Annotated in this window: 17 protein-coding genes; 6 read left to right on the top strand and 11 right to left on the bottom strand. The window is 70.8% G+C overall.

Annotated features, from left to right (window positions below; translation table 11 throughout):
- Positions 1-20: 20 nt before the first annotated feature.
- From E2B92_RS20635 to E2B92_RS20600, 8 genes are all read right to left on the bottom strand, one after another.
- The gene (locus E2B92_RS20635) at positions 21-1,643 is read right to left on the bottom strand and encodes a peptide ABC transporter substrate-binding protein (RefSeq protein ID WP_126886111.1); all 1,623 of its coding nucleotides are present in this window, start codon (positions 1,641-1,643) and stop codon (positions 21-23) included.
- A 205-nt stretch (positions 1,644-1,848) separates the two neighbouring features.
- Positions 1,849-2,997 (bottom strand): ABC transporter ATP-binding protein, encoded by a 1,149-nt coding sequence (locus tag E2B92_RS20630; RefSeq protein ID WP_126886113.1) that lies wholly within the window; start codon positions 2,995-2,997, stop codon positions 1,849-1,851.
- Positions 2,990-4,024 carry an ABC transporter ATP-binding protein gene (locus tag E2B92_RS20625; protein WP_126886114.1) on the bottom strand — a complete coding sequence of 345 codons (1,035 nt, stop codon included), beginning with the start codon at positions 4,022-4,024 and terminating at the stop codon, positions 2,990-2,992. The genes E2B92_RS20630 and E2B92_RS20625 overlap by 8 nt, the downstream gene beginning before the upstream one ends.
- 11 nt (positions 4,025-4,035) lie before the next feature.
- Positions 4,036-4,989: an ABC transporter permease gene (locus E2B92_RS20620; protein WP_126886116.1), complete on the bottom strand. Its 954-nt coding sequence runs from the start codon at positions 4,987-4,989 to the stop codon at positions 4,036-4,038.
- Complete coding sequence (locus E2B92_RS20615) at positions 4,982-5,905, bottom strand: ABC transporter permease (RefSeq protein WP_126886118.1); 924 nt, start codon at positions 5,903-5,905, stop codon at positions 4,982-4,984. Before E2B92_RS20615 ends, E2B92_RS20620 begins: the two co-directional genes overlap by 8 nt.
- Before the next feature lie 155 nt (positions 5,906-6,060).
- On the bottom strand, positions 6,061-7,680 hold the full coding sequence (locus tag E2B92_RS20610; protein ID WP_126886120.1) for a peptide ABC transporter substrate-binding protein: 1,620 nt from the start codon (positions 7,678-7,680) through the stop codon (positions 6,061-6,063).
- Positions 7,681-8,349: 669 nt separating this feature from the next.
- A complete protein-coding gene (gene typA, locus E2B92_RS20605; protein WP_126886122.1) occupies positions 8,350-10,257 on the bottom strand; it encodes a translational GTPase TypA in 1,908 nt (635 codons plus the stop codon).
- Between the two features lie 307 nt (positions 10,258-10,564).
- Entirely contained in the window at positions 10,565-12,922 is a 2,358-nt protein-coding gene (locus E2B92_RS20600; protein WP_126886124.1) for an ABC transporter family substrate-binding protein, read from the bottom strand.
- Positions 12,923-13,183: 261 nt separating this feature from the next.
- Between E2B92_RS20600 and E2B92_RS20595 the strand changes: the two genes are divergently transcribed.
- The 4 genes from E2B92_RS20595 (at position 13,184) to E2B92_RS20580 (ending at position 17,580) form a co-directional block, all read left to right on the top strand.
- Positions 13,184-13,414 carry a hypothetical protein gene (locus tag E2B92_RS20595; RefSeq protein WP_126886126.1) on the top strand — a complete coding sequence of 77 codons (231 nt, stop codon included), beginning with the start codon at positions 13,184-13,186 and terminating at the stop codon, positions 13,412-13,414.
- A 626-nt stretch (positions 13,415-14,040) separates the two neighbouring features.
- Positions 14,041-14,886 carry a hypothetical protein gene (locus E2B92_RS20590; protein ID WP_126886127.1) on the top strand — a complete coding sequence of 282 codons (846 nt, stop codon included), beginning with the start codon at positions 14,041-14,043 and terminating at the stop codon, positions 14,884-14,886.
- Between the two features lie 16 nt (positions 14,887-14,902).
- Positions 14,903-16,813 carry a fumarate reductase/succinate dehydrogenase flavoprotein subunit gene (locus E2B92_RS20585; RefSeq protein ID WP_126886129.1) on the top strand — a complete coding sequence of 637 codons (1,911 nt, stop codon included), beginning with the start codon at positions 14,903-14,905 and terminating at the stop codon, positions 16,811-16,813.
- Complete coding sequence (locus tag E2B92_RS20580; RefSeq protein ID WP_126886130.1) at positions 16,810-17,580, top strand: succinate dehydrogenase/fumarate reductase iron-sulfur subunit; 771 nt, start codon at positions 16,810-16,812, stop codon at positions 17,578-17,580. Before E2B92_RS20585 ends, E2B92_RS20580 begins: the two co-directional genes overlap by 4 nt.
- Before the next feature lie 124 nt (positions 17,581-17,704).
- Here E2B92_RS20580 and E2B92_RS20575 read toward each other — a convergent pair whose 3' ends face one another.
- Positions 17,705-18,742, bottom strand: a complete 1,038-nt coding sequence (locus E2B92_RS20575; RefSeq protein ID WP_126886132.1) for a hypothetical protein — start codon at positions 18,740-18,742, stop codon at positions 17,705-17,707.
- Positions 18,743-18,853: 111 nt separating this feature from the next.
- On the opposite strand from E2B92_RS20575, the gene E2B92_RS20570 reads away from it, so the two are divergent.
- Positions 18,854-20,995 carry a TPM domain-containing protein gene (locus E2B92_RS20570; RefSeq protein WP_133087630.1) on the top strand — a complete coding sequence of 714 codons (2,142 nt, stop codon included), beginning with the start codon at positions 18,854-18,856 and terminating at the stop codon, positions 20,993-20,995.
- A 41-nt stretch (positions 20,996-21,036) separates the two neighbouring features.
- Entirely contained in the window at positions 21,037-21,750 is a 714-nt protein-coding gene (locus E2B92_RS20565) for a PspA/IM30 family protein (protein WP_126887755.1), read from the top strand.
- Positions 21,751-21,821: 71 nt separating this feature from the next.
- Here E2B92_RS20565 and E2B92_RS20560 read toward each other — a convergent pair whose 3' ends face one another.
- Together E2B92_RS20560 and E2B92_RS20555 are read right to left on the bottom strand one after the other, a co-directional pair.
- Positions 21,822-24,362: a SpoIIE family protein phosphatase gene (locus E2B92_RS20560; RefSeq protein WP_126887756.1), complete on the bottom strand. Its 2,541-nt coding sequence runs from the start codon at positions 24,360-24,362 to the stop codon at positions 21,822-21,824.
- Between the two features lie 148 nt (positions 24,363-24,510).
- Positions 24,511-24,939 carry an ATP-binding protein gene (locus tag E2B92_RS20555; protein WP_126887757.1) on the bottom strand — a complete coding sequence of 143 codons (429 nt, stop codon included), beginning with the start codon at positions 24,937-24,939 and terminating at the stop codon, positions 24,511-24,513.
- Positions 24,940-25,117: the final 178 nt, after the last annotated feature.

Here is a 25,117-nt window from a genome sequence, read left to right as displayed (position 1 = left end):
GGGCTCCGGTGGCTCGGGGGTCAGCGGACCTTGATCCGGTCGTAGACCGGAACGCTGAACTGGTTGAGGGTCACGTCGTAGAGCCGTTCCGAGTAGCCGGCGCTGCCGTTCTGGTACCAGAGGGGGATGGCGGGCATCCGGGCGGCGAGGACGCGCTGGGTGGCCTGGAAGTCCTGGACGGCCCTGGGCTGGTCGGTCTCGCGGTTGGCCTTGTCGACGAGGCCGTCGAAGTCCTTGTCGCGGAACTTGCCGTAGTTGGAGGACCCGCCGGAGTGGTAGAGCGGCTCCAGGAAGTTCTGGATGAGGGGGTAGTCGGCCTGCCAGCCGGAGCGGAAGGGGCCGGTGAGCCGGGCCTGGGTCTGCTGGTTGCGGAAGTCGGCGAAGGTGCCGATGGGGTTGACGGTGCACACGGTGCCGCGGAGGGCGTTGTTGACGCTGTTGCAGACGGCGTCCATCCAGGCGCGGTGGGAGCCGGTGTCGACGTTCGAGGTGAGCGTCAGCCTGCCGCCGGGCAGGCCGCCGCCCTCCTCGATGAGCCGTCTGGCCGCGGCGGGGTCGTAGCGGCAGGCGTCGCCGCAGACCTCCTGGTAGCCGCCGTCCCGGGTGAGGGCGGGCGAGGTCCAGTCCTTGGCGGGGGTACGGGTGCCCTGGTAGATCTGCCGGGTGATCTCCTCGCGGTCGATCGCCATGGACAGGCCGCGGCGGACCTTCTCCATGCCGGGTCTGTTCCACTCGGGGCGGTAGAGCGGGAAGACCAGCGTCTGGATGATGAGGGCGGGCTGGTTGATGTACCGGTCGCCGAGGTCGCCCTTCACGTTCCTGAGCTGCTGGGCGGGCACGTCGTCCAGGAGGTCGAGGTGGCCCGAGATCAGGTCGGTGTACGCGCTGTTGTTGTCGGTGTAGACGACGAGGTCGACGCCCCCGTTGCGGGGCTTGTCGCCGCCCGGGTAGCCGTCCCAGCGGCGCAGCTTCATGTTGCTGCCCCTGGTGTACGACTCCACGGTGTACGGGCCGTTGCCGACGGGCCTGGTGAGCCAGGCGTCGTGGTCGGTGAAGAACACCCGGGGCAGCGGCACGAACGCCTGGTAGCCCAGGGTCTCGGGCCAGGTGGAGAAGGTGTCGCGCAGGGCGACGGTGAAGGTGCGGTCGTCCTTGACGACCAGTCCGCGCATGGTCTTCGCCCTGGCGGGGCCGGAGGCGGGGTGGACGTCCTCGTAGCCGGCGATGTCGCTGAAGAAGGGGGCGTTGGCCTGCTTGTTGTCGATGTGGGCGCCGTAGTTCCAGGCGTCGGTGAAGGACCTGGCGGTGACGGGCTCTCCGTTGCTGAACGACCAGCCCGGTCTGAGGGTGATGGTGAAGTTCCTCGAGTCGGTGGTCTCGATCCTCTCGGCGAGCATGTCGCGCGCCTCACCGGTCTCCGGGTCGTAGCGCTTGAGGCCGCGGAAGAGCATGTCGAGGACCTTGCCGCCCTGGACCTCGTTGGTGTTGGCCGGCTCGATCGGGTTCTGCGGGTCGCCCCAGGAGGAGCTGATGATCCCGTCGGGGCCACCCACGCCACGGGCTCCGCCGGCGCAGCCACCGGCCGCGAGGACGGCAGCCACCGCGCCCACGGCCCACCGGGCGTGCGTGGCGGCTCGGCGCATGGCTGCCTCCCCTGGTCGTGGTCCCGCACTCGGCTAGGCCCACATACCACCCCATACGGGGCGCTCACGCACGCTGTACCCGCCCGTCCGGGCACGGCACCACCCGCTTGCGCGACCGGGAACCCGCGGGTGGGTCCGGCACCCGGAGACGCGAAGGTGCCCCGGCCGGGGGGCCGGGGCACCTTCGTACGCGTACGGTCTCGCCCTACGCCGCGTGGACGACGTCCTTCTCCTCGGCGAAGTGGCACGCCGACTCGTGAGCCGCCGGGGTGTCGGAGCCCTGGAAACGCTCCGGGACCGCCAGCAGCGGCACCTCGGTGGCGCACTTGTCCTCCGCCTTCCAGCACCGGGTGCGGAAGCGGCAGCCGGACGGCGGGTTCGCCGGCGACGGGACGTCACCGGTGAGGATGATCCGCTCGCGGCCCTCGCGGGCCTCCGGGTCGGGCACCGGGACGGCCGACAGCAGCGCCTGCGTGTAGGGGTGCGTCGGGTGGTCGTAGATCTGTACGTCCGTACCGATCTCGGCCATCTTCCCGAGGTACATCACGCCGACGCGGTCGGAGATGTGCCGGACGATGGACAGGTCGTGCGCGATGAAGAGGTAGGAGAGGTTGAACTCGTCCTGGAGCTTCTCCATCAGGTTGACGACCTGCGCCTGGACGGAGACGTCCAGCGCCGACACCGGCTCGTCGCAGATGATGATCTCGGGGTTGAGCGCCAGGCCGCGGGCGATGCCGATGCGCTGGCGCTGGCCGCCGGAGAACTGGTGCGGATAGCGGTTGATGTACTCGGGGTTCAGACCGACGACATCGAGCAGCTCCTGCACCTTGCGGCGCCGGTCGCCCTTGGGGGCCACCTCGGGGTGGATCTCGAAGGGCTCACCGATGATGTCGCCCACCGTCATGCGGGGGTTGAGCGAGGTGTACGGGTCCTGGAACACCATCTGGATGTTCCGGCGCACCGCCTTCAGCGCACGCCCGGACAGCTTGGTGATGTCCTGGCCCTTGTAGAAGATCTCGCCCGCGGTCGCCGTCTCCAGCATCATCAGCAGCTTGGCGACCGTGGACTTGCCGCAGCCGGACTCGCCGACGATGCCGAGCGTCTCGCCCTGGTAGAGGTCGAAGGAGACCCCGTCCACGGCCTTGACCGCGCCGACCTGCTTCTTGAACAGGATGCCCTGGGTCAGCGGGAAGTGCTTGACCAGGCCCCGCACCTGGAGGATCGGCTCACCGCGCTCCACCGGGGCCTCGATCGCGGCGACCGCGGCGGTCTCGCTCGCCACGTCGACCGTCTCGACCTCGGTGACGTTCGGGGTCGCGTCCACGGCCTCGTCCTCTTTCCTGAGCTCAGCCATGGATCGTCTCCTTCCAGAAGTGGCACGCGCTGCCACGGCCCGGCAGCTCGCCGCCGTCCTGCTCCGTCACCGGCACCAGGGCCGGGATCTCCGTACGGCAGATGTCGTCCGCCTTGGGGCAGCGCGGGTTGAAGGCGCAGCCCGTGGGGATCTTCATCAGGTTGGGCGGCAGGCCCTTGATCGCGTACAGCTCCTGGCCCTTCTGGTCCAGGCGCGGGATGGAGTCGAGCAGGCCACGCGTGTAGGGGTGCGCGGGGCGCTTGTACAGGTCGTGGATCGGCGACTGCTCGACGATCCGGCCCGCGTACATCACCGCGATCTTGTCGGCGACGTCGGCGACGACGCCGAGGTCGTGGGTGATGAGGATCAGGCCCATGTTCTCCTCGCGCTGGAGCTCCGCGAGCAGGTCCATCACCTGGGCCTGGACGGTCACGTCGAGCGCGGTGGTCGGCTCGTCCGCGATGATCAGGTCCGGCTCCAGCGCCATCGCCATGGCGATCATGATGCGCTGGCGCATACCGCCGGAGAACTGGTGCGGGTAGTCGTTCACCCGCGCCGCGGCGGCCGGGATCTTCACCCGGTCCATCAGCTCGATGGCCTTGGCCTTGGCGTCCTTGCGGGACATGCCCAGGTGGACGCGGTACATCTCGCCGAGCTGGTAGCCGACGGACAGCACCGGGTTCAGGGCGGAGAGCGCGTCCTGGAAGATCATCGCGATGCGGCGGCCACGGATCTTGCGGCGCTCCTCGGCGGACATCTTCAGCATGTCCTCGCCGTGGAACAGGATCTCGCCCTTGGGGATGCGGCCGGGCGGCATGTCGAGGATGCCCATGATCGCCTGGGCGGTCACCGACTTGCCGGAGCCCGACTCGCCGAGGACGGCGAGGGTCTCGCCGGCGTCGACGCTGTAGCTGACGCCGTTGATGGCCTTGGCGACGCCGTCCCGGGTGTGGAACTCGACGTGCAGGTCGCGCACTTCGAGGAGCGGAGCGCCGGTCGCGCTCGTCTTCTTGTCGATGGTGGTCAACGTACGCCCTCCTAGCGCAGCTTGGGGTCGAGGGCGTCGCGCACTGCTTCGCCGAGCATGATGAACGCCAGGACCGTGACGCTCAGGAACAGCGACGGGAAGAGCACCATGTGCGGGGCGCTCAGGAAGCGGTCCTGGCCGTCACTGATCATCAGGCCCCAGGAGATGTTCGGGGACTGGACGCCGATGCCGAGGTACGAGAACGCCGCCTCGGCCGAGATGTAGACGCCGAGGTTGATGGTGCTGACCACGATCACCGGAGCGAGCGCGTTCGGCAGGATGTGCCGCATCGCGATGCGCCAGCCGCCGGCACCGAGCGCACGGGCCGCCATGACGTAGTCGTTCTGCTTGTTGGTGATCACCGAACCGCGCATGATGCGGAAGAGCTGCGGCCAGCCGAGCACCGCCATGATCAGGGAGACGGTGACGACGTTGCCGGTGCCGAGCATGGCCAGCACGAGCAGACCGCCGAGCATCGTCGGGATGGCGAACCAGATCTCGGTGAAGCGGGAGACGAGGACGTCCAGCCAGCCGCCGCGCAGACCGGCGACCATGCCGAGGACGCAGCCGACCAGCGTGGTCAGCACGGAGGTCAGCACACCCACGATGATCGAGTTGCGGGTGCCGTAGATCGTCCGCGTGTAGATGTCGCAGCCCTGGACGTCGAAGCCGAACCAGTGCGCGCCGCTCGGCGGGACGACCGAGTTCGACAGGTCGCAGAAGCCCTTCGCGTACGGGTCCCCGCTGGTGAACAGGCCCGGGAACGCGGCGATGACCAGCAGGGCCAGGATCAGTACGGCGGAGACCAGGAAGACCCAGTTGTGCATCAGGTCGCGACGGGCGTCGCTCCACATGCTGGCGACCCGCTCGGGCTTGTCCTTCTTCGTGCCCTTGACGGCGCTGCCGGGCGCGGTCGCGACGGGGACCGCGCTCTCCTCGACGGTGGCGGAGGTGTTCTCAGGCATAGCGGATCCTCGGGTCGAGCACGGCGTAGAGCAGGTCCACGATCAGGTTGGCGGCGATGTAGACGAGGACGAGCACGGTGACGATGCTGACGACGGTCGTCCCCTGGCGCAGGTACACGGCCTGGTAGAGCGTGCCGCCGATGCCGGGGATGTTGAAGATGCGCTCGGTGATGATCGCTCCGCCCATCAGGGCGCCGAGGTCGACACCGAGGAAGGTGACGATCGGGATCATGGCGTTGCGCAGGGCGTGCCGCACGATGACCCGGGACCGGCTCAGACCCTTGGCGGTGGCGGTGCGCACGTAGTCCGCGCGCATGGTCTCCATCATGGAGGTGCGCGTCAGACGGGTGATGTACGCGAGCGACGCGGAGGCGAGCACCACGGCGGGCAGGATGAGGGTGGTCATGTCCTCGGAGTCGTAACTGATGGGCGCGATGGCCCATTTGACGCCGAGCACGAGCTGGAGCACGTTGCCCAGTACGAAGACCGGGACGGAGACCAGGAGAAGGGTCGACAGCAGCACGACGTTGTCGAGGAACTTGCCGCGGCCCAGCGCCGCGAAGACGCCCGCGACGATACCGATGACCGCCTCGACGGCGAACGCGATGGCCGCCAGGTTGAGCGTGACGGGGAACGTCTCGCTCATGATCTCGGCCACCGGCCGGCCGGTGAAGTCGGTGCCGAAATCGCCCGTCAGCACGCCGGAGATGTAGTACCAGTACCGCTGGTAGAGCGGGTCATTGAGGTGGTACTGCTCCCGCAGGATGGCAGTGATGTTCGGGTCTGCCTTCTTCTCGCCGGCCAGCGCCTGGATGGGGTCGCCGGGCAGCAGGAAGACGAGGCAGTAGATAAGAATTGTCGCGCCGAGCAGTACGGGTATCGCCTGCAGAAGACGCCTGATCACATAACGACCCATCAGGTCTCCAGTTGTACGGATACCGGGGAGGGCACAGCGAAGGGCCCCGGACCGGGTGAGGGGTAACGACAACGGGACGGCAGAAGGGGGGTGACGGGGTACACCCCGTCACCCCCACTGCTGTCAGGATCTCCTTACCGAGATCCTTCGAACCGTCAGGCGGGGTTCACCGTGGTCCAGTCGATCTGGGTCATGTTGTCGATCCGCACGCCCGGCTTGACGTTCTTGCTGAGGCCGGCGTTCAGCTTGTAGAAGTACACCGGGATGTACGGCATGTCCTTCAGGATGAGGTCGTCAGCCTGCTGGTACGCCTTGATCGCGGCGTCCTCGGTGGTGGCCGTGTCGCCCTGGTCGAGGAACTTCTCGACCTGCGGGTTGACGTAGCCGGAGTAGTTCGAGCCGTGCTCGATGGCGTCCTCGGAGAAGACCGGGCGCAGGTAGTTCTCCGGGTGCGGGTAGTCCATGGACCACGCCAGGCGGAACGCGCCGCTGTACTTCTTGTCGCCGAGGTCGTTCAGGATGGTCTGGAACTGCTCGAACGGCTTGACGGTGACGTCGACGCCGAGGTTCTTCTCGAGCTGGGCCGCGACGGCCTCGATCCAGTCCTTGTGGCCGCCGTCGGCGTTGTAGCCGAGCTCCATCTTGTTGCCTGGCAGACCGCCCGCGGCGTCGAAGGCCTTCTTGGCCGCGGCCGGGTCGAAGGTGCAGGGCGCGCCACAGGCACCGCTGCGGTAGCCCGGGACCAGCGGGTTGATGAAGTCGTCCGCCGGCGTACGGGTGTTGACGAAGATCTTCTCGGTGATCGCCTTCCGGTCGATCGCCTGGGAGATCGCCTTGCGGAGCTCCGGCTTCGCGTAGGCCTTGTTGTACTTGATCGGGAAGCCGATGTAGCCGACGCCGGAGTCGGTGCCCTGGATGTAGCGGTCGCCGAGGTCCTTGGCGGCGGTGGTCATCGCGGACAGCGGAACGGTGTCCATGATGTCGACGCGGCCGCCGAGCAGGTCACGGTAGGCCGTGTCCTGGTTGTTGTAGATCTTGAAGGTGACGCCCGGGATCTTGATCTCGGCGGCGTCGGGGTGCTTGTCGTACTTGACCGTCTTGATCTGCTGGTTGCGGACGAACTTGCCGTCCATCTTGAACGCGCCGTTGCCGATGGGCGCGGTCTCGAAGCCCTTCGGGTCCTTGAAGAAGGCCTTCGGCAGCGGGTAGAAGGCGTTGAAGCCCAGCATGGTCTTGAAGGCGGAGAACGGCGCCGTGAGCGTGACCTCGAGGGTCTTCTCGTCGACGACCTTCAGGCCCTTCATCTTGTCGGTCGCGGGCTTCTTGCCCTCGCCCGGGTTCAGGTCGGCGTACCCGTCGATCTTGTTGTAGAGCGGGTTCGTCTCCTGCGTGTTGTCCTGGTTGGCGCCGTAGTTCCAGGCGTCCGCGAAGGACTGCGCGGTGACAGGCTCACCGTTGTGGAAGGTGTAGCCGTCCTTGAGCTTGATCGTCCAGACCTTGCTGTCCTTGGTCTCGATCGACGCCGCCATGTCGAGCTGGGTCTCGTTCTTCTCGTCGTACCGCACGAGGCCCGTGAACAGGGCGTTCATGACCTCGGAGCCCTCGGACTCGTACGTGTTCGACGGAATCAGACCGTTCTGGGGCTCGCCGAGCTCCATCACGATCTGCTTGGCACCGTTGGCCTTGCTGTCGCTACCGCCACCGCCACAGGCCGTGGCTGCCAGGGCGACGACTATCGCGCCCGCGACCCACTTGGCGCTCTTGGCACCGCGCATGGGTTCCTCCTCATGAGTCCACTTGTCACTACAAGAGGGGCACTTCGAGGTTGCACGCCGACACCCCTGACGGCGATGACTCAAGTGCCCCGAGTGTGCTCGTGAGTCGGCGCTCCCCACAGCGCGTGACCCATTGACCCGAGCTCAATGGAGCCAACTATTAAGTACGTCCGGGCCGTAAACCACACTTAAAGGGTCTCGTTTTGGCAACATCACCAAGGCCCCGAAGACCGAAATCCGGACAAAGCGAGCACAGACAGACACGTGCGAAACGGACCGTTAACACATGTTCCGGAGAGCGACGGTCGATATGCGGACGCTTCGCCGGCGAAAACGCTTTGACGCGCGGTCAGCGTGCACCCCCGTCCGCCGACCGGTGCGGGGGCCCGGACGGCACCCCGGCAAGGCCTTCCGGCGCGGCATGCCTGCCCCACCGGAACCAAGAAAAAACTCCCCGTCCAAGGGAGGGGATTGACCCCTCCCCCGGACGGGGAGTTCGACGCCCATGGCGACGGCCGCGGCGGCCGCACGGAGCCGCACACCGGGAAGGGTGGCTCCGCGCGGGGCGCCGACGGCCCTGGTGGCGGCCGGAGCGGCCCACGGGGAGCCGGCGCCCGCCCGGTGGCGGCCGGGAGCCGGTGGCGGCCGGGAGCCGGCCGCCGCGCCGGATCAGCCGTTCTTGGCGCGGGAGGCGGCGCGGGCGCGCTCGCGCTGGTCCAGGTTCACCTTGCGGATGCGCACGGCCTCCGGGGTGACCTCGACGCACTCGTCGTCGCGGCAGAACTCCAGCGACTGCTCCAGCGAGAGCTTGCGCGGCGGGACGATCGCCTCGAACGAGTCGGCCGAGGACGACCGCATGTTCGTGAGCTTCTTCTCCTTGGTGATGTTGACGTCCATGTCGTCGGAGCGGGAGTTCTCACCGACGATCATGCCCTCGTACACCTCGGTGCCGGGCTCCACGAAGAGGACGCCGCGCTCCTGGAGGTTCGTCATCGCGAAGGCGGTGACCGCGCCGGAACGGTCGGCCACCAGCGAGCCGTTGTTACGGGTCTGCAGCGGGCCGAACCAGGGCTCGTGGCCCTCGTGGATGGAGTGGGCGATGCCCGTGCCGCGCGTCTGCGTCAGGAACTCCGTACGGAAGCCGATGAGGCCGCGGGACGGCACGACGAACTCCATGCGCACCCAGCCGGAGCCGTGGTTCGACATGTTGTCCATGCGGCCCTTGCGGACGCCCATGAGCTGCGTGACGGCGCCCATGTGCTCCTCGGGCACGTCGATGGTCATGCGCTCGACCGGCTCGTGGACCTTGCCGTCGACCTCCTTGGTGACCACCTGCGGCTTGCCGATGGTCAGCTCGAAGCCCTCGCGGCGCATCTGCTCGACCAGGATGGCCAGCGCCAGCTCACCGCGGCCCTGCACCTCCCAGGCGTCGGGGCGCTCGGTGTCCAGGACGCGCAGCGAGACGTTGCCGATCAGCTCGCGGTCCAGGCGGTCCTTCACCTGGCGGGCGGTGACCTTGCGGTCCTTGACGGCCGCCTTGTTGTCCGCGCCCTTGCCGGTGGCGCCACGGCCGACCAGCGGCGAGGTGTTCGTACCGATGACCATCGAGATCGCCGGCTCGTCGACCGTGATCAGCGGCAGCGCGATCGGGTTCTCCGGGTCGGCCAGCGTCTCGCCGATCATGATGTCCGGGATACCGGCGACGGCGCAGATGTCACCGGGGCCCGCCACCTCGGCCGGCTTGCGGGTGAGCGCCTCGGTCATCATCAGCTCGCTGATGCGGACGTTGGAGATGGTGCCGTCGCGCTTGATCCACGCGACCGTCTGGCCCTTGCGCAGCTCGCCCTGCTCGACGCGGAGCAGCGCGATACGGCCGAGGAAGTTGTCGGCGTCCAGGTTGGTGACGTGGGCCTGGAGCGGGGCCTCCTCGTCGTACACCGGGGCCGGGATGTGCTCCAGGATGGTGGAGAAGAACGGCTCCAGGTTGGTGGAGTCGGCCGGGACGGTGCCGTCCTCCGGCTTGGTCAGCGACGCGATGCCGTCACGGCCGCAGGCGTAGACGATCGGGAACTCGATCTGCTCCTCGTCCGCGTCCAGGTCCAGGAACAGGTCGTAGGTCTCGTTGACGACCTCGTCGATCCGGGAGTCCGGGCGGTCCGTCTTGTTGATGCAGAGGATGACCGGCATCCGGCGCTGGAGCGCCTTGCGGAGCACGAAGCGGGTCTGCGGCAGCGGGCCCTCGGAGGCGTCCACGAGCAGCACGACGCCGTCCACCATCGACAGACCGCGCTCGACCTCGCCGCCGAAGTCGGCGTGGCCGGGGGTGTCGATGATGTTGATCGTGATGGGCGCCCCGCCGTCCTTGGGGTGGTACTTCACCGCCGTGTTCTTGGCGAGGATCGTGATGCCCTTCTCACGCTCCAGGTCGTTCGAGTCCATCATGCGGTCGTCGACGGAGTCGAGCTGGTGGGCGGCGAAGGCACCAGCCTGCTTGAGCATGGCGTCGACGATGGTCGTCTTGCCGTGGTCGACGTGGGCGACGATGGCTACGTTACGGATGTCGTGGCGCGTGGGCATGGGTGGCTGGCGCTTCTCTCGGATCGTGGGTGCGGCGTCTCTTTGTTCCTCGTACGCCCGCCGGGCGGACGCGCCACGGCTCTGTCCATGGTACGGGGCCGACGCGCGCAAGGCTTCCCGGCCCATCCGGAGAAGATCGAAAAGGCTCGAACAGGTACGTGTACTGCGGTGCACTGGGGGTGCGTGGGGGTGGCCCGGGTCATGGTCCGCTCGCGAGCTTGCCCGCCGGCGGCACCGGCGGGCAAGTGACTTGAGCGACTTCTGAGGTTGCCTGGGCGGGTTGTCGGGCGGACGCCCTCCCGCTCCCCTACTTCCGCGCGAAACCGATGTTCTCGTAGCGCGGGCTCGCGAAACCGAACGCCCCGGCGTTCAGCACCTGCGGCTTGGCCGCCACGAGCTGCGGGCGCTGGTAGAGGGGGATGGAGCCCGCCGCGGCCCAGATCCGGGCGTCGGCCTGCTTCAGCAGGTCACGGGCCGCCTTCTCGTCCAGCTCGGCGGCCGCCTGGTCGAAGAGCTGGTCGATGTGGTCCGTGCCGACCCGGGTGTAGTTCTGCTCCACCAGCAGCGAGCCGTCGGCGGCGGGCTGCGGCTTGGCGTAGATCGGCCGCCCGTCGGTGGCGGGGAAGGCCGTGCCGGGCCAGGAGTACAGAGCCAGGTCGTAGTCGCCGGAGGCGATGTGGTCCTTGAAGTAGCTGTCGTCGGGGACCTTGACGATCTCGGTGCCGATGCCGATGCGGCCGAGCATCCGGGAGATCTTGTCGCCGACGGTCCTCAGCGGCTCCGAGTCCTGGCCGGCCGGGAGGACGAAGCGGAGCGTGAGCGGCTCGCCGTCCTTGCCGAGCGGTCCGGCGGCCACCTCGCCCGCCGCGGCCGGGGCGGCCGGGGCGGCCGGGGCGGGAACGGCGGTTCCCCGGGGGGCATAGGCGCCGGGGGCACCGCCGCCCTGGGCCTTGGGCTGCTCCGCCGCGCCGGTGCCGGCCTCGTCGAGGGCGCCGGCGGGGCGCTCGCCCTGGTGCGCCCGGTGGTCCGCGGGGCGCCCGGCGTGACGTTCCTGCTGGGCCTGGCTCTCCGCCTGGCGGTGCAGGGCGACGACCTGGGCGGCCGCGGCGGGGGCAGGGGCCAGCACGTGCGTGCCCGCCGGACCGTCGTTGCCGATGGCGGGCTTGTCGTCGCCGACGATGTAGAGGCCCTCGTCGGAGGGTACGTCCGCCTTGCCGCCGTTCTTCCCGCCCGTGCCCGGCGAGGCCTGGGCGCCCGCCTTCGCGCCGTCCTTGGGGGCGGCGGGCTTGCGGGCCCCGCCCCGCGTCCAGCCCGCGTCGGCCAGCAGCTCCTGGGCCTCCTCGGTGTCCTGGCCTCCGAGGGCGCCGCTGCTGTCGGCGTACGCCTGCTGCCCGACCAGCGCGAGATGGCTGCCGACCGGGTGCGCGGGCAGCCCCAGCGGCTTGAGGACCGCGTCGGCGAGCTCCTGGCGGTCCAGGGCGCGGGCCACGGCCCGGCGCACCCGGTCGTCGGAGAGCGGGCCGTTCTCCCCGTTGAGCGCGAGCTGCGTGTACGCCGGCTCCAGCGACTTGCGGACCACGTAGCCGCGCAGCGCCTTCTGCTCGGCCGCGTACGCCGCGATCACCTGCTGGTTCTTCAGGCGCGCCGCCTGCTCGAGCCGCGCCTTCACCGGGTCGGAGCCGGGTGCGGGCACGGCCGCCCCGGGGGCCGGCGCGGCCGTGCCCGTGCCGGGACCGTGCGCCTCCTTGGCCGCGCCCTTGGCCGCGCGGGCGATCCGGTCCGCCGTGGCACGGTCGATCTCGGCCAGGTCGAGCGCGCCCGTGGCGAGGGCGGTGGCGCGGCCGGAGCGCGGCACGGCACGCAGCACGATCGCGTCGAGCTTGGCGGGCTGGCCCCACCAGCGCGGGTTGCGCACGAGCGTGGTCGTACCGCCGCGGGCGTCGACGCCCTTGAGCTGGAAGGGACCGGCCGTCACCGCCAGCTTGGCGCGGGCGCCGTCGTTGAAGGCGGCGGGCGTCCCCATGACGTCCTTGGGGTAGAGCGGCGAGAAGAGGGCGCGCCAGTCCGCGTACGGCTTGTTGAAGGTGACCCGCACCTCCAGGTCGCCGGCGCCGCGCTCGATCTTCTCGATCCGCTCGTAGCCCGCGTTGCGGGCGGTCCAGTACGCCGAGTTCTTGCCGCTGAGGGCCTGCCACTGGGCCACGAAGTCGGGCGCGCCGATCTCCCGGCCGTCGCTCCACACCGCCTGCTGGTTGAGCTTGTACAGGACGACCTGCTTGGGCTCGCGCTCGACGACCTCGGCGGATTCCAGGTAGTCGGGGTTGCGCTGGGGCCGGCCGCGCTCGTCGAGGGTGAAGAGGCTGGGCAGGACGGCCTGGGCGACCCGGGCCGTGGTGGCGTCGGCGTCCGCCTGGAAGGCGTTGAGCGTGGTCGGCATCGTGTCGACCGCCCAGCGCAGTGTGCCGCCGTCGGCGACCTTGTCGCGCCCGGCGGGGGCGATGTCCTGCGGGACGGCCTTGGCGTCGCTCTCCTCCTCGGAGGAGCTGCATCCGCTCAGTACGGAGACGGCGAGTACGCCGGTGGTGAGGAGGACGGCGGACCGGAGCGTGCGCGAACGGGGGCCCCGGGAGCATGTCCTCCCCCGAGGGGCGCCGACGTGGGACATGTCTTGTACCTCTTCGTCCTGTTTTGTGGAATTTATCTGTTTTGTTGAATTTGGAGATGATCACACCTATTGCCCATACACTGAAATGCATTGGCGGGCCCCTGTGACGGCGACACGGCGGCACTGGGCGCAAACACCACCCGTGCGGCCCAAGCCACGGGAGAGTGGAATCGGCGCACATGGCTTCACAATGGGGGATGTGACGCGCGACACTCTCAGGCGCGTGTTTGCCACCCGCTATTGCGGAAGTGAGGGCAATTCATGTCACTCGAAGAAGATCTGACAGAGGTCAAGCGCCGTCTTGAGGAACTGGCCCGGTCGGTCATCCAGCTCGAACGGAACCTCACGCAGCAGCGGGAGGGGAAACCCGTTCCCATGGCGGTCGGCCGGCCCGACGGCATGGTGACCATCCCGGACACGCCGTACGACAGCTCCCTGTGGACGGACTCGGACGACGAGGGCCTGGGCGCGCGGGACCGCCGAGCCCCCTGACGGGTACGGCGCCGTGGGCGGTGCGGTACGGGACGGCGCGCCGGTGGACGGTGCGGTACGGGGGCGCGCCGGTGCGCTTATGCCCATGGCGGGCGCGGGGCGGTGCGTTTCTTGGTGCGGGGCGGTCCGTCGAAGGGCGCCCCGCTGTCCGCCCACCCGACCGCCGTGCCGTGTCGCCGGACCGGAGACGTACGCGGGCCGTACGGCCCGTACCGCGCCGCGACCCGGCATGGTCGCCGCGCGGACGGGACCGTACCCCGCCGCGCCGGGCCGACCCCCGCCGCGCCGGACTCACCCGTCCCGTCGGCCGGCCCCGCCCGGAGCCTTCCGGCCCGGCACCGCCCGGCCGCGCCCGCCTCCGCGCACCCGCGCCCGCCGCCTTCCGCGCCGTCCAGCCGCCGCCCTCCGCGCCGCCTTGCCGGGGCGCACCGACCGTGCCGGGGCGCACCGACCGTGCCGGGGCGCGCCGCCTTGCCGGGGCGCACCGGTACCGCCCCGCACGCGCGCGTGCGACCGCGGCACGGGCGGCGCGGCCTGCAGCGAGCCACCACCGGCCGGCACCCGACCGGCACCCGCCCTCACCGACCGGCACGCGCCACGACCGGCACGCGCCCTAGGAGACCCCGTTGGCCACAGGCACCGAACAACCACCCGACAGCGCCACCGCCGCCCGCCCCGGTTCCGGTGGCGTGCACAGCCCGACCCGCGCCACCATCACGGCGCCCCACCTGCGCACCGACCGCTGGTGGCTGGCGCCCGCCGCCACCGCCGCCGGACTGCTCGCGTTCATCGTCTACTCGACCTGGCGCGCCTTCGCGAACAGCGACTACTACGCGGCGCCCTACGTGTCGCCGTTCTACTCGCCCTGCCTCGCCGAGAACTGCGCGCCCATGAAGGACGGCCCCAACTGGGAGATCTTCGGGAGCTGGTGGGGCCTGTCCCCCGCCCTGCTGATCCTGATCTTCCCGCTCGGCTTCCGGCTGACCTGCTACTACTACCGCAAGGCCTACTACCGGGGCTTCTGGGCGTCGCCGCCGGCCTGCGCGGTCGCCGAGCCGCACAAGAAGTACACCGGGGAGACCCGCTTCCCGCTGGTCCTCCAGAACATCCACCGGTACTTCTTCTACGCCGCGCTGCCGGTCGCCGGAATCCTCACCTACGACACCGTGCTGACCTTCCGCGACGCGTCCTACGAGTGGGGCCACATGGGCCTCGGGACACTGGTGTTCCTCGTCAACATCGTGCTGATCTGGGCGTACACGCTCTCGTGCCACTCCTGCCGGCACATCGTCGGCGGCCGCCTGAAGCACTTCTCCAAGCACCCGGTGCGCTACCGGATGTGGAGCTGGGTCGGCAGGCTGAACGCCCGTCACATGCTGCTGGCATGGGCGTCGCTGATCAGTGTGGCGCTCGCCGACTTCTATGTGTACCTGCTCGCGACCGGCGCCTTCGAGGATCCGAGGCTGTTCTGAAAAGGGAAGGTGTCCGATGACGCAAGCGGAACGGCAACAGTGGGACGTCGTCGTGGTCGGCGCCGGCGGGGCGGGGCTGCGGGCGGCCATCGAGGCGCGCGAACAGGGCGCCCGTACGGCCGTGATCTGCAAGTCACTGTTCGGCAAGGCCCACACCGTGATGGCCGAGGGCGGCATCGCCGCCTCCATGGGCAACGTCAACGCCGGTGACAACTGGCAGGTCCATTTCCGCGACACCATGCGCGGCGGGAAGTTCCTCAACCAGTGGCGGATGGCGGAGCTGCACGCGCGCGAGGCACCGGAGCGGGTGTGGGAGCTCGAGACGTGGGGCGCCCTCTTCGACCGGACGAAGGACGGCCGCATCTCGCAGCGCAACTTCGGCGGCCACGAGTACCCGCGTCTGGCCCACGTCGGCGACCGGACGGGCCTGGAACTGATCCGTACGCTCCAGCAGAAGATCGTCTCCCTCCAGCAGGAGGACTTCCGCGAGTTCGGGGACTACGAGGCCCGGCTGAAGGTCTTCCAGGAGTGCACGGTCACCCGCGTGCTCAAGGACGGCGACCGGGTCTGCGGGACCTTCTGCTACGAGCGGGAGTCCGGCCGCTTCTTCGTGCTCGAGGCGCCGGCGGTGGTCCTCGCGACCGGCGGGATCGGCAAGTCCTTCAAGGTGACGTCCAACTCGTGGGAGTACACCGGCGACGGCCACGCCCTGGCCCTGCTGGCGGGCGCGCCGCTGGTGAACATGGAGTTCGTGCAGTTCCACCCGACCGGGATGGTCTGGCCCCCGTCGGTGAAGGGCATCCTGGTCACGGAGTCCGTGCGCGGCGACGGAGGGGTGCTGCGCAACTCCGAGGGCAAGCGGTTCATGTTCGACTACATCCCCGACGTCTTCAAGGAGAAGTACGCCGAGTCGGAGGAGGAGGGCGACCGCTGGTACGAGGACCCGGACAACAACCGCCGCCCGCCCGAGCTGCTCCCGCGCGACGAGGTCGCCCGCGCGATCAACTCCGAGGTCAAGGCCGGGCGCGGGTCGCCGCACGGCGGGGTCTTCCTGGACGTGTCCACCCGCATGCCGGCCGAGACGATCCGGCGCCGGCTGCCGTCGATGTACCACCAGTTCAAGGAGCTGGCGGACGTCGACATCACGGCCGAGGCGATGGAGGTCGGCCCGACCTGTCACTACGTGATGGGTGGCGTCGCCGTCGAGTCGGACACGGCCGCCGCGGTCGGTGTGCCGGGGCTGTTCGCGGCCGGTGAGGTCGCGGGCGGTATGCACGGCTCCAACCGGCTGGGCGGGAACTCCCTGTCGGACCTGCTGGTCTTCGGCCGCAGGGCCGGGCTGCACGCGGCCCGGTACGCGGGCGGGCTGGACGCCCGGCCGGTGCTGGTCGACGCCCAGGTGCACGCGGCGGCGGCGGAGGCACTGCGGCCGTTCAGCGGCGACAGTCCCACCGGGGCGGGCGAGCGGCCGGAGAACCCGTACACCCTCCACCAGGAGCTCCAGCAGACGATGAACGACCTGGTCGGCATCATCCGCCGCGAGGAGGAGATGCGCCGGGCCCTGCGGACGCTGGCCGAGCTGCGGCTGCGGGCGCAGGGCGCGGGGGTCGAGGGGCACCGGCAGTTCAACCCCGGCTGGCACCTGGCGCTGGACCTGCGGAACATGCTGCTGGTCAGCGAGTGCGTGGCGCGCGCCGCGCTGGAACGCACGGAGAGCCGCGGCGGCCACACCCGGGAGGACTGCCCGGAGATGGAGCGCGAGTGGCGCCGGGTGAACCTGCTGTGCCACCTCGCCGACCCGGACTCCGACGAGGGCCAGATCACCCTCGAACGTACGACGACCGAACCCATCCGTTCCGACCTGCTCGCCCTGTTCGACAAGGAGGAGCTGGTCAAGTACCTCGCCGAAGAGGAGCTCTACGAGTGACCAGCTATGACGCGAGCTTCCGGGTGTGGCGGGGCGACCTGGACGGCGGGAGCCTGAAGGACTTCACCGTCGAGGTGAACGAGGGCGAGGTCGTCCTCGACATCATCCACCGGCTCCAGGCCACCCAGGCCCCGGACCTGGCGGTCCGCTGGAACTGCAAGGCGGGCAAGTGCGGCTCGTGCAGTGCCGAGATCAATGGCAGGCCGCGGCTGATGTGCATGACGCGGATGTCGGTGTTCTCGCGCGACGAGACCATCACCGTGACCCCGCTGCGGGCCTTCCCGGTCGTCCGGGACCTGGTGACGGACGTGTCCTTCAATTACGAGAAGGCCAGGAAGGTGCCCTCCTTCGTCCCGCCGCCGGGGGTGGCGCCGGGCGAGTACCGCATGCAGCAGGTGGACGTGGAGCGCCCGCAGGAGTTCCGCAAGTGCATCGAGTGCTTCCTGTGCCAGGACACGTGCCATGTGGTCCGGGACCACGAGGAGAACAAGACCGCCTTCGCCGGTCCGCGCTTCCTGATGCGCGTCGCCGAACTGGACATGCACCCCCTGGACGCGGCGGCCGAGGCGGGCCTGGACCGCAAGCGCACGGCGCAGGAGGAGCACGGGCTGGGCTACTGCAACATCACCAAGTGCTGCACGGAGGTCTGCCCCGAACAGATCAAGATCACCGACAATGCGCTGATCCCGCTGAAGGAGCGGGCGGTGGACCGTAAGTACGACCCCCTGGTCTGGCTCGGCAACAAGATCACCCGCCGCAAGCCCTAGGGCGGCGCCTGAGCCCGGCCCGGACCGGGCGGGCGGCCCGGGCCGGGCGGCGGTGCCGGGCCGGGTCGGCCGGGCGGCCTGCGGTGCCGGGCCGGGCTCGGGCGGCAGGCGGTGCCGGGCCGGGCTAGTGCCAGCCCTTCTTGTACGCCGCCCAGTCCTCCTCCTTGGCCGCGAAGTCGACGTACAGCGCGACCCCGAACCGCTCCCGGTCGCGGTCCGTGCGCCCCAGGCCCAGCCTGGTGCCGCGGACCGCCGCCGCGACGGTCTCCGCCGACTCGTGGTGGCCCAGGTCGTCCTCGTGGAAGAACGGCAGCCCCATCAGCAGGTCGGTGCCCTCGGGCGTGACCTCCAGCGCGAGCGAGGTCTGCTGGGCGACGTAACCGCCGTACATGCCCTCCAGGGGCATCCAGGTGTCGTACGACATCACGGCTATCTGGTCGACGCGCCGGGCCACCTCCCCGAAGAACTCCTGCGACCACCACTTCTCGCTGCCGCTCAGCGCGCCGTTCACGGCGTGGGCCGCCGGCAGCGGGTCTATCTGGTGCGCGGCGACCGACAGCGGCACCTTGCGGGCCCGCGTCACCTCGCCCAGGTCGTCGAGGAGCGAGAGGTAGTGACGGTCGTCGGAGAGCAGCGGCTCCAGGTCGAAGTGGACGCCGTCGAAGCCCGCGTCCAGAATCTGCCGGGTCGAGCGCACGACGGCGGCCCTCGACTCGGCCCGCTCCAGCCGCAGCCCGTCCGGTCCTTCGGTGGCCAGCACGTCGCCGAGCCACGCCTGCACCCGTATGCCAGGCATCGTGCGGTGCACGGAGTCGATCAGCCACCGCGCCCGCGGATACCGCGCGGCGGGCAGCGACCCGTCGTGCTCCAGCGGCCCGGCGTGGACGTACAGGTCCCGGATGCCGGTCCCCTTGATCCGCGCGGCGAACGCGGCCAGGTCGGCGTCCTTCTTCCGCCCGTCCACCCAGGCGTGCCCGAGCCAGATGGCGTCCTTGCCGCGGGTCTTCGTCCCCTCCTGCACGTCCCCCGCGTAGTTCATCCGCAGCGCGGCCCAGGCGGCCAGCGGCGGCAGCACGATCAGCAGCACCAGCACCGACGCGATCCGCCGGGGCCACTTCAGCCTGGGGCTCGCCAGTCTCGCCCTCAGCGCTCGCACATTCATCCCACGCCCCCCGTCAGTAAGTCCGAACGATCTCCACCCTAGTGGCCCTCACTGACAGTGACGATCGATGCCGGGTCGCGCACGTACATACACCGACATAGCCTCACGAATGTGACACGGAGAGCCACCCGGGCCTTCCTCGCCGCCCTGCTCGGTGCGCTGGTGGCGGGGTGGTGGCCGCTCCTGCCCGCCCACTCCCCCGCGCACGCCGACGACCCGGCCGACCTGTCCCGGCAGGGCCAGGTCACCGACACGGTCGCGGCCCTGGAGGGCAGGGAGCGGGAGGTCGGCCGGGCGCTCGACGAGCTCTACGAGGAACGGCGCGTGCAGCTCTTCGTCGTCTACGTGCGCGACTTCTCGGGCCGCTCACCGCGGGACTGGGCGGACGCCACGGCGGTGCGGAACGGCCTCGGGGGCGACGACGTACTGCTGGCCGTCGCGACGCACGACCGCCGGTACGGGTACTCCGCCGATCCCGCCTCCGGCCTCACTCAGACACAGCTCGACGAGGTCGCGCGGACCGCCGTCGAGCCGGCGCTGCGGCAGAACGACTGGGCGGGGGCGGCCATCGGTGCCGCCCGGGGGTACGAGGCGGTGCTGGCCGGGCGGCCGGTGCCCACTCCCGACGTCACACCGGGTCCGGCGGACCCGGGCGGCGGGGACGCGTCGGCCAGTGACCTGGTGCTCCCGGTGGTGCTGGTCGTGGGAGCCGGCGCGGTCGCCGCGTACACCTTTGCCAAGCGACGCCGGCGGGCCTCGACGCGCACCACGCCGCACGGCGGGCGGGGTCCCTGGGGGCCCGGTGGCGCCCGGCCGGGCGAGACCCCGGTGGACGAGCTCGACGCCCGCGCCCAGCGGGTGCTCGTCGACACGGACGACGCCGTACGCACCAGCGAGGAGGAACTCGGTTTCGCGGTGGCGCAGTTCGGGGACGAGGCGGCGAAGCCCTTCGCCGAGGCGCTGGCGTACGCGAAGGGCGAGCTGACCGCGGCGTTCCGGGTGCGTCAGCGGCTCGACGACGCGTTCCCGGAGGACGAGGCGTCCCGCCGCCGGATGCTGGAGGAGATCGTCGCGCGCTGCGGCGAGGCCGACCGGCGCCTGGACGCGGAGGCGGAGGCGTTCGACCGGTTGCGGTCCCTGGAGCGGACGGCGCCGGAGGCCCTCGCGGCGGCGGAGTCCGCGTTGCGTGAGGTGAGCGGCGGGGCGGACCTGGCGGAGGCGACGCTCGTCGCGCTGCGCGAGCGGTACGCGGAGTCGGCCGCAGCGCCAGTGGCGGACGGTGTCGGTCGGGCCAGGGACCGGCTCCTGTTCGTCTCGGCCAACCTGGAGCGGGCGCGGGAGGCGGTGGAGGGGGACGACAACGCCACGGCGGCGGTGCACGTGCGGGCCGCGGAGGGCGCCCTCGACCAGGCGGCCCGGCTCGTCGCCGCCGTGGACCGGCGCGCGCGGGAACTGGCGGAGGCGGCGGGCAGGCTGCCGACCGCGCTCGCCGACACGGAGGCGGATCTGGCCGACGCCGGCGGTCTGCTGGAGGGCGCGGCGGACGGTGTGCCGACCGCCGGGCTGCGGGGCCGGTCGGCCCGCGCGGAGTCGGTCGTCGCGGACGTCCGGAGCGCGGTGGAGAGCGGGCGGTACGACCCGGTCGACGCGCTGCGGCGGGTCGAGGAGGCGGACGCCGCGCTGGACGAGGCCCTGGCCGGCGCGCGGGAGCACGAGCAGGGCGCCCGGCGGGCACGCGCGCTCCTCGACCGGGTGATGCTCACGGCTGGTTCGGCCGTCGAGGCAGCGGCGGACTACATCGCCACGCACCGCGGGGCGGTGGGCGCCCAGGCCCGGACCCGGCTGGCCGAGGCCCACCGCCGGCTGGAGCGGGCGCGGGAGCTTGCGGCGGAGGGCACGGAGGGCGGGCCGGCGGGCGGGCCGGGTGACGCGCGGGGCGCGCTGGCGGAGGCGCGGCGGGCGGACGTCCTCGCCCGGCAGGCGCGGAGTCTGGCCGAGCAGGACGTGGGCGGGTACGGGAACGCGATGGGGCCGGGCGGTGTATCAGAGGTAGGAGGTGGCGGCGGGCTGGGTGGCGCGGTGCTCGGCGGCATCCTCCTCGGCGGACTGTTCGGTGGCGGAGGACGGGGAGGGCTGGGCCATGGCGGGGGTTTCGGTGGCGGGTCGGGCGGGGGTGCGGCCGGAGGCGGCGGGCCCGGCCGCTTCGGTGGCGGGGGCACTCGCGGGCGGCTGGGCGGTGGCGGCCGGTTCTGACCCGCTCCCTTTCTCGTATCGGACGCACAAGGAGACGTGCCATGACCAAGCAGACCATCCTCGGGCGGGTCGCCCAGCTCGCGAAGGCCAATGTCAACGCCGTGCTGGACCAGGCCGAGGACCCGCAGGAGATGCTGGACCAGCTCATCCGCGACTACTCCTCGCACATCACCGAGGCCGAGCAGGCGGTGGCGGCCACCATCGGGAATCTGCGCCTGCTGGAGCAGGACCACCAGGAGGACGTGGACGCGGCCCGGGAGTGGGGCGAGAAGGCGAGGGCGGCCAGCAGGAAGGCGGACGAGCTGCGCGGCTCGGACCGGCCCGCCCTCGCGGACAAGTTCGACAACCTGGCGAAGGTGGCCCTGGGCCGGCAGCTCCAGTCGGAGAAGGAGGCGAGGGCGGCCGAGCCGACCATCGCCTCCCAGCGGGAGGTGGTGGAGAAGCTCAGGTCCGGACTGGAGGAGATGAAGGGGAGGCTGACCCAGTTGCGGGCGAAGCGCGACGAGCTGGTGGCCCGCGCCACGTCCGCCCGTGCTCACAACCGCATGCTGGACGCGGTCAGGAGCATCGACCTGATGGACCCGACGAGCGAACTGAGCCGCTTCGAGGACAAGGTACGACGCGAGGAGGCGAAGGCCCTGGGCAAGCAGGAACTGGCCGCGTCCTCGCTGGACGCCCAGTTCGAGCAGCTCGAGGGGCTCGGCGACCGCGCGGAGATCGAAGCGCGCCTGGCAGCGCTCAAAGCGGCCGCCTGACCCGCACGGTCCGGCACCGGTGGGCCGGACCGCTACCGGGTGGCCTGCTCACCGGTCCTGGAGGGGTTCCGTCAGAACATGCTCAGGAGCTGGTCGACGGTCGGCTCGGTCGTGGCCTCGCCGTCCGGGAGGGCCAGTTCGAACCAGACCGTCTTGCCCCGGGGCGTACGGCGGGAGCCCCAGCCCGCGCTGAGCAGGCCGACGAGCTGGAGGCCGCGGCCGCCCTCGTCGGTGTCGCGGGCCCGGCGCCGCCGGGGCTGGACGAGGCCCGCGTCCCACACCTCGCAGACGAGGGTGCGGTCGAGCAGCAGCCGCAGCCGTATCTCGCCCTCGCCGTACCGGAGCGCGTTGGTGACGAGCTCGCTCACGAGGAGTTCGACCGTGTCGACGAGGGGTTCGAGGTCCCAGGCGATGAGCTGGGCGCGGGCGAGCTCTCGCGCGCGCCCCACCGAGCGGGGCTCGCGGGGCAGCCGCCAGTCGCCCACGGCCTCGGCGGGCAGTCCCTGGATACGGGCCATCAGCAGCGCGATGTCGTCCTCGCCGTGCCGGGTGTCGAGGGTGTTGAGGACGTGGTCGCAGACGTCCTCCAGCGGCCGGCCCGCGTCGGTCAGCGCGCTGCGGAAGGCCTGCATGCCCTCGTCGAGGGGGTGGTCGCGTGATTCGACGAGCCCGTCGGTGTAGAGGGCGAGCAGCGCGCCCTCGGGGAGGTCGACCTCCACCTCCTCGAAGGGTTCGCCACCGACACCCAGGGGCATCCCGGGCGGCACGTCCAGCAGCAGCGCCGCCTCGCCCGGCTCGACGAGCACCGGCGGCAGGTGGCCGGCGTTGGCGAACGTGCAGCGGCGGGTGACCGAGTCGTACACGGCGTAGAGGCAGGTCGCGAGGTAGACCTCCGACAGCTCCGGGCCGTGTTCCTTGGTGGCGACGCGGGACGCCTGTCCGCCGCCCGTGGGGGTGCCGAGGCCCCGTGCGATCTCGTCGAGGTGGGAGAGGACCTCGGCCGGTTCCAGGTCGAGCTGGGCCAGGGTGCGTACGGCGGTGCGCAGTTCCCCCATGGCGACGGCGGCCCGCAGGCCCCGCCCCATGACGTCGCCCACGACGAGGGCGGTGCGGTGGCCGGGCAACTGGATGACGTCGAACCAGTCGCCGCCGACCTCGGTGGCGGTGTTGCCGGGCAGGTAACGGCAGGCGATGTCCAGGCCGGCCGCCTCCGGGTCGCCGGGCGGGAGGAGGCTGCGCTGGAGGATCAGGGCCCGTTCGTGCTCGCGGCGGTAGAGGCGGGCGTTGTCGATGCAGACGGCGGCGCGGGCGGCCAGCTCGACGGCGAGCGCCCGGTCCCGTTCGCCGAAGGGCTCGCTGCCCTTGGTGCGGGAGAACTGCACGAGTCCGACGACGGTGTCGTGAGCGACCATCGGCACGACGAGGGTGGACTGCACGAGACTCCCCTCGGCACCGGGCAGGGTGTGCGGCCGGCCCGTGCGCAGGGCGCTCGCGCAGGGCGAGTTGAACGGGTAGCGGTGGACGGCGCCGACGTCTATGGGGGTGGTCTCGCAGCACCCGGCGGTGGCGGCCGGGTTCACCAGCGGGGCGTCGGAGACGGCGCTGGCGAAGGCGACCCGGCGCAGTTCGGCGCTGGCGCCGTCGGCCCGGCCCGGTGGTGCCTCGTCGCCGGTGAGCAGCCCTTGGTGGAGGTCCACGGAGGCGAGGTCGCAGAAGCCGGGTACGGCGACGTCGAGGAGTTCGCGGGCGGTGGTCTCCAGGTCGAGGGAGTTGCCGATGCGGGCGCCGGCGTCGTTGAGGAGGGCCAGGTTGCGGCGGGCGCTGGCGGCCTCGCGGGCGGCGATCTGGCGTCGGGTGACGTCTATGCCGAGCCCGGCGACGCCGACGGGCCGGCCCGACCCGCTGTGCACCCGGTAGAGGTTGATCGACCAGTGACGGCGCTCGGTGCCGCCCGGCACCACGCCGGCGATCTGGAGGTCGGTGACGGAGTCGCCGGTCTCCAGTACGCGCCTGAGCGCGGCGGTCATCCGCTCGGCCTCGGCGTGCGTGAGGTAGTCGTGGACGGTACGGCCGCGGTGGTCGTCGGCGGAGCCGCCGAACACGGTCGCGAAACGCTGGTTGGCGCGCTTGACCGTCAGGTCCGTACCGAACAACAGAAAGCCAAAGGGCGATTGGCCGAAAATGGCCTCTGAAGCGGCGAGATCCGTCTCAATCCGCCGGAGGGCGCGGACGTCGACGACGATGCAGAGCGCCGCCTTCTCACCGCTCTCGGTCTCGCTCGGCATCACATAGACCTCGGCGAGCCCGCGCGCCCGCCGCTCCCCCGGCATCCGGAAGGGGACGAGGCCGGTCCATTCCTTGCCGTCGAGGATCTCGGACACCTTGCGGTGACCGCGCGGCCGCAGTTCCGCCGGCATGAAGGCCTCGACCGGGTCCTTGCCCCTGACCTCGTCGGCGGTGAGGCCGAACAGGTCGGTGGCACGCAGACTCCACTGGTCGACCAGCCCGTCGGGGCCTATCGAGAAGGAGGCGACTCTGATGTAGTCATAGATCGAGCCAGGCGGACTGCTCTGCCACATGACGCTGTTCGCCGTCTCAGGTATCTCGCTCACGCGACCGTCCCCTCCAGCTCACCGCACCGGACCGGCCATCCCCGCAGTATTCAGCACTACGGCCCCCGGCGGCACGACGTTCACGATCACAGGGTGGTCTCGTTCGTTTTGAGCCGAGCCCGCAGGTGATCGTTGTCCCTTCACTCTTCTAACCAGGCAGGGCCAGCTCGAACCACACGGTCTTGCCCGACCTGCCCTTTCGGGTCCCCCAGCGGCGGGCGGAACAGGCGACCAATTGCAGCCCTCGTCCGCCTTCGTCGTCCGGCCCAGCGGCCCGTTCCAAGGGCGCGTCCGGAAGCGGATCGGAGACCTCCACGAGCAGGGCGGGCTGGGCGGGAAACGGCTCCTCGCCGGGGTGGAGCCGGATCAGCCGGACGCCGATGGGACCGGAGGCGTACCGCAGCGAGTTGGTCACCAGCTCGCTCACCAGCAGCACCGTCACATCGCCGATCGTGGCGTCCAGCCCCCAGGTGCGCAGCGTGTCGCGGACCGCGTGGCGGGCGGCGCGTACGGTGTCCAGCTCAGCAGGAAAGGTCCACTCGGCGCACTCGCCTTCGGTGTCGATCACGCCGACCACTTCCCAGACCCAGCGGCAGGACCCACGTCCAATTTCGGTGGGTTAATCAGCACATACCCGATATTGGGGACGGGCTATCGCCACGGTGGGCGCATCGTGGCACGAACGGCGTACACCGTGACCACGCGCTCCTCCGGTCACAGCCGGACGCCGGGCCCGGGGAATGGACGGGAACGCG

Source organism: Streptomyces sp. WAC05374 (assembly GCF_004353505.1).
In the GTDB taxonomy this organism is placed as follows: Bacteria; Actinomycetota; Actinomycetes; order Streptomycetales; family Streptomycetaceae; genus Streptomyces.
Note: the sequence above shows the minus strand (reverse complement) of the source record. Positions and strands in the feature narration are given on the sequence as shown.

What these genes read in the sequence shown, in the direction of transcription:
- E2B92_RS20635 (WP_126886111.1), bottom strand. Translation starts at nt 1,643, where the DNA reads ATGCGCCGAGCCGCCACGCACGCCCGGTGGGCCGTGGGCGCGGTGGCT.
- E2B92_RS20630 (WP_126886113.1), bottom strand. Translation starts at nt 2,997, where the DNA reads ATGGCTGAGCTCAGGAAAGAGGACGAGGCCGTGGACGCGACCCCGAAC.
- E2B92_RS20620 (WP_126886116.1), bottom strand. Translation starts at nt 4,989, where the DNA reads ATGCCTGAGAACACCTCCGCCACCGTCGAGGAGAGCGCGGTCCCCGTC.
- E2B92_RS20615 (WP_126886118.1), bottom strand. Translation starts at nt 5,905, where the DNA reads ATGGGTCGTTATGTGATCAGGCGTCTTCTGCAGGCGATACCCGTACTG.
- E2B92_RS20610 (WP_126886120.1), bottom strand. Translation starts at nt 7,680, where the DNA reads ATGCGCGGTGCCAAGAGCGCCAAGTGGGTCGCGGGCGCGATAGTCGTC.
- typA (WP_126886122.1), bottom strand. Translation starts at nt 10,257, where the DNA reads ATGCCCACGCGCCACGACATCCGTAACGTAGCCATCGTCGCCCACGTC.
- E2B92_RS20600 (WP_126886124.1), bottom strand. Translation starts at nt 12,922, where the DNA reads ATGTCCCACGTCGGCGCCCCTCGGGGGAGGACATGCTCCCGGGGCCCC.
- E2B92_RS20595 (WP_126886126.1), top strand. Translation starts at nt 13,184, where the DNA reads ATGTCACTCGAAGAAGATCTGACAGAGGTCAAGCGCCGTCTTGAGGAA.
- E2B92_RS20585 (WP_126886129.1), top strand. Translation starts at nt 14,903, where the DNA reads ATGACGCAAGCGGAACGGCAACAGTGGGACGTCGTCGTGGTCGGCGCC.
- E2B92_RS20575 (WP_126886132.1), bottom strand. Translation starts at nt 18,742, where the DNA reads ATGAATGTGCGAGCGCTGAGGGCGAGACTGGCGAGCCCCAGGCTGAAG.
- E2B92_RS20565 (WP_126887755.1), top strand. Translation starts at nt 21,037, where the DNA reads ATGACCAAGCAGACCATCCTCGGGCGGGTCGCCCAGCTCGCGAAGGCC.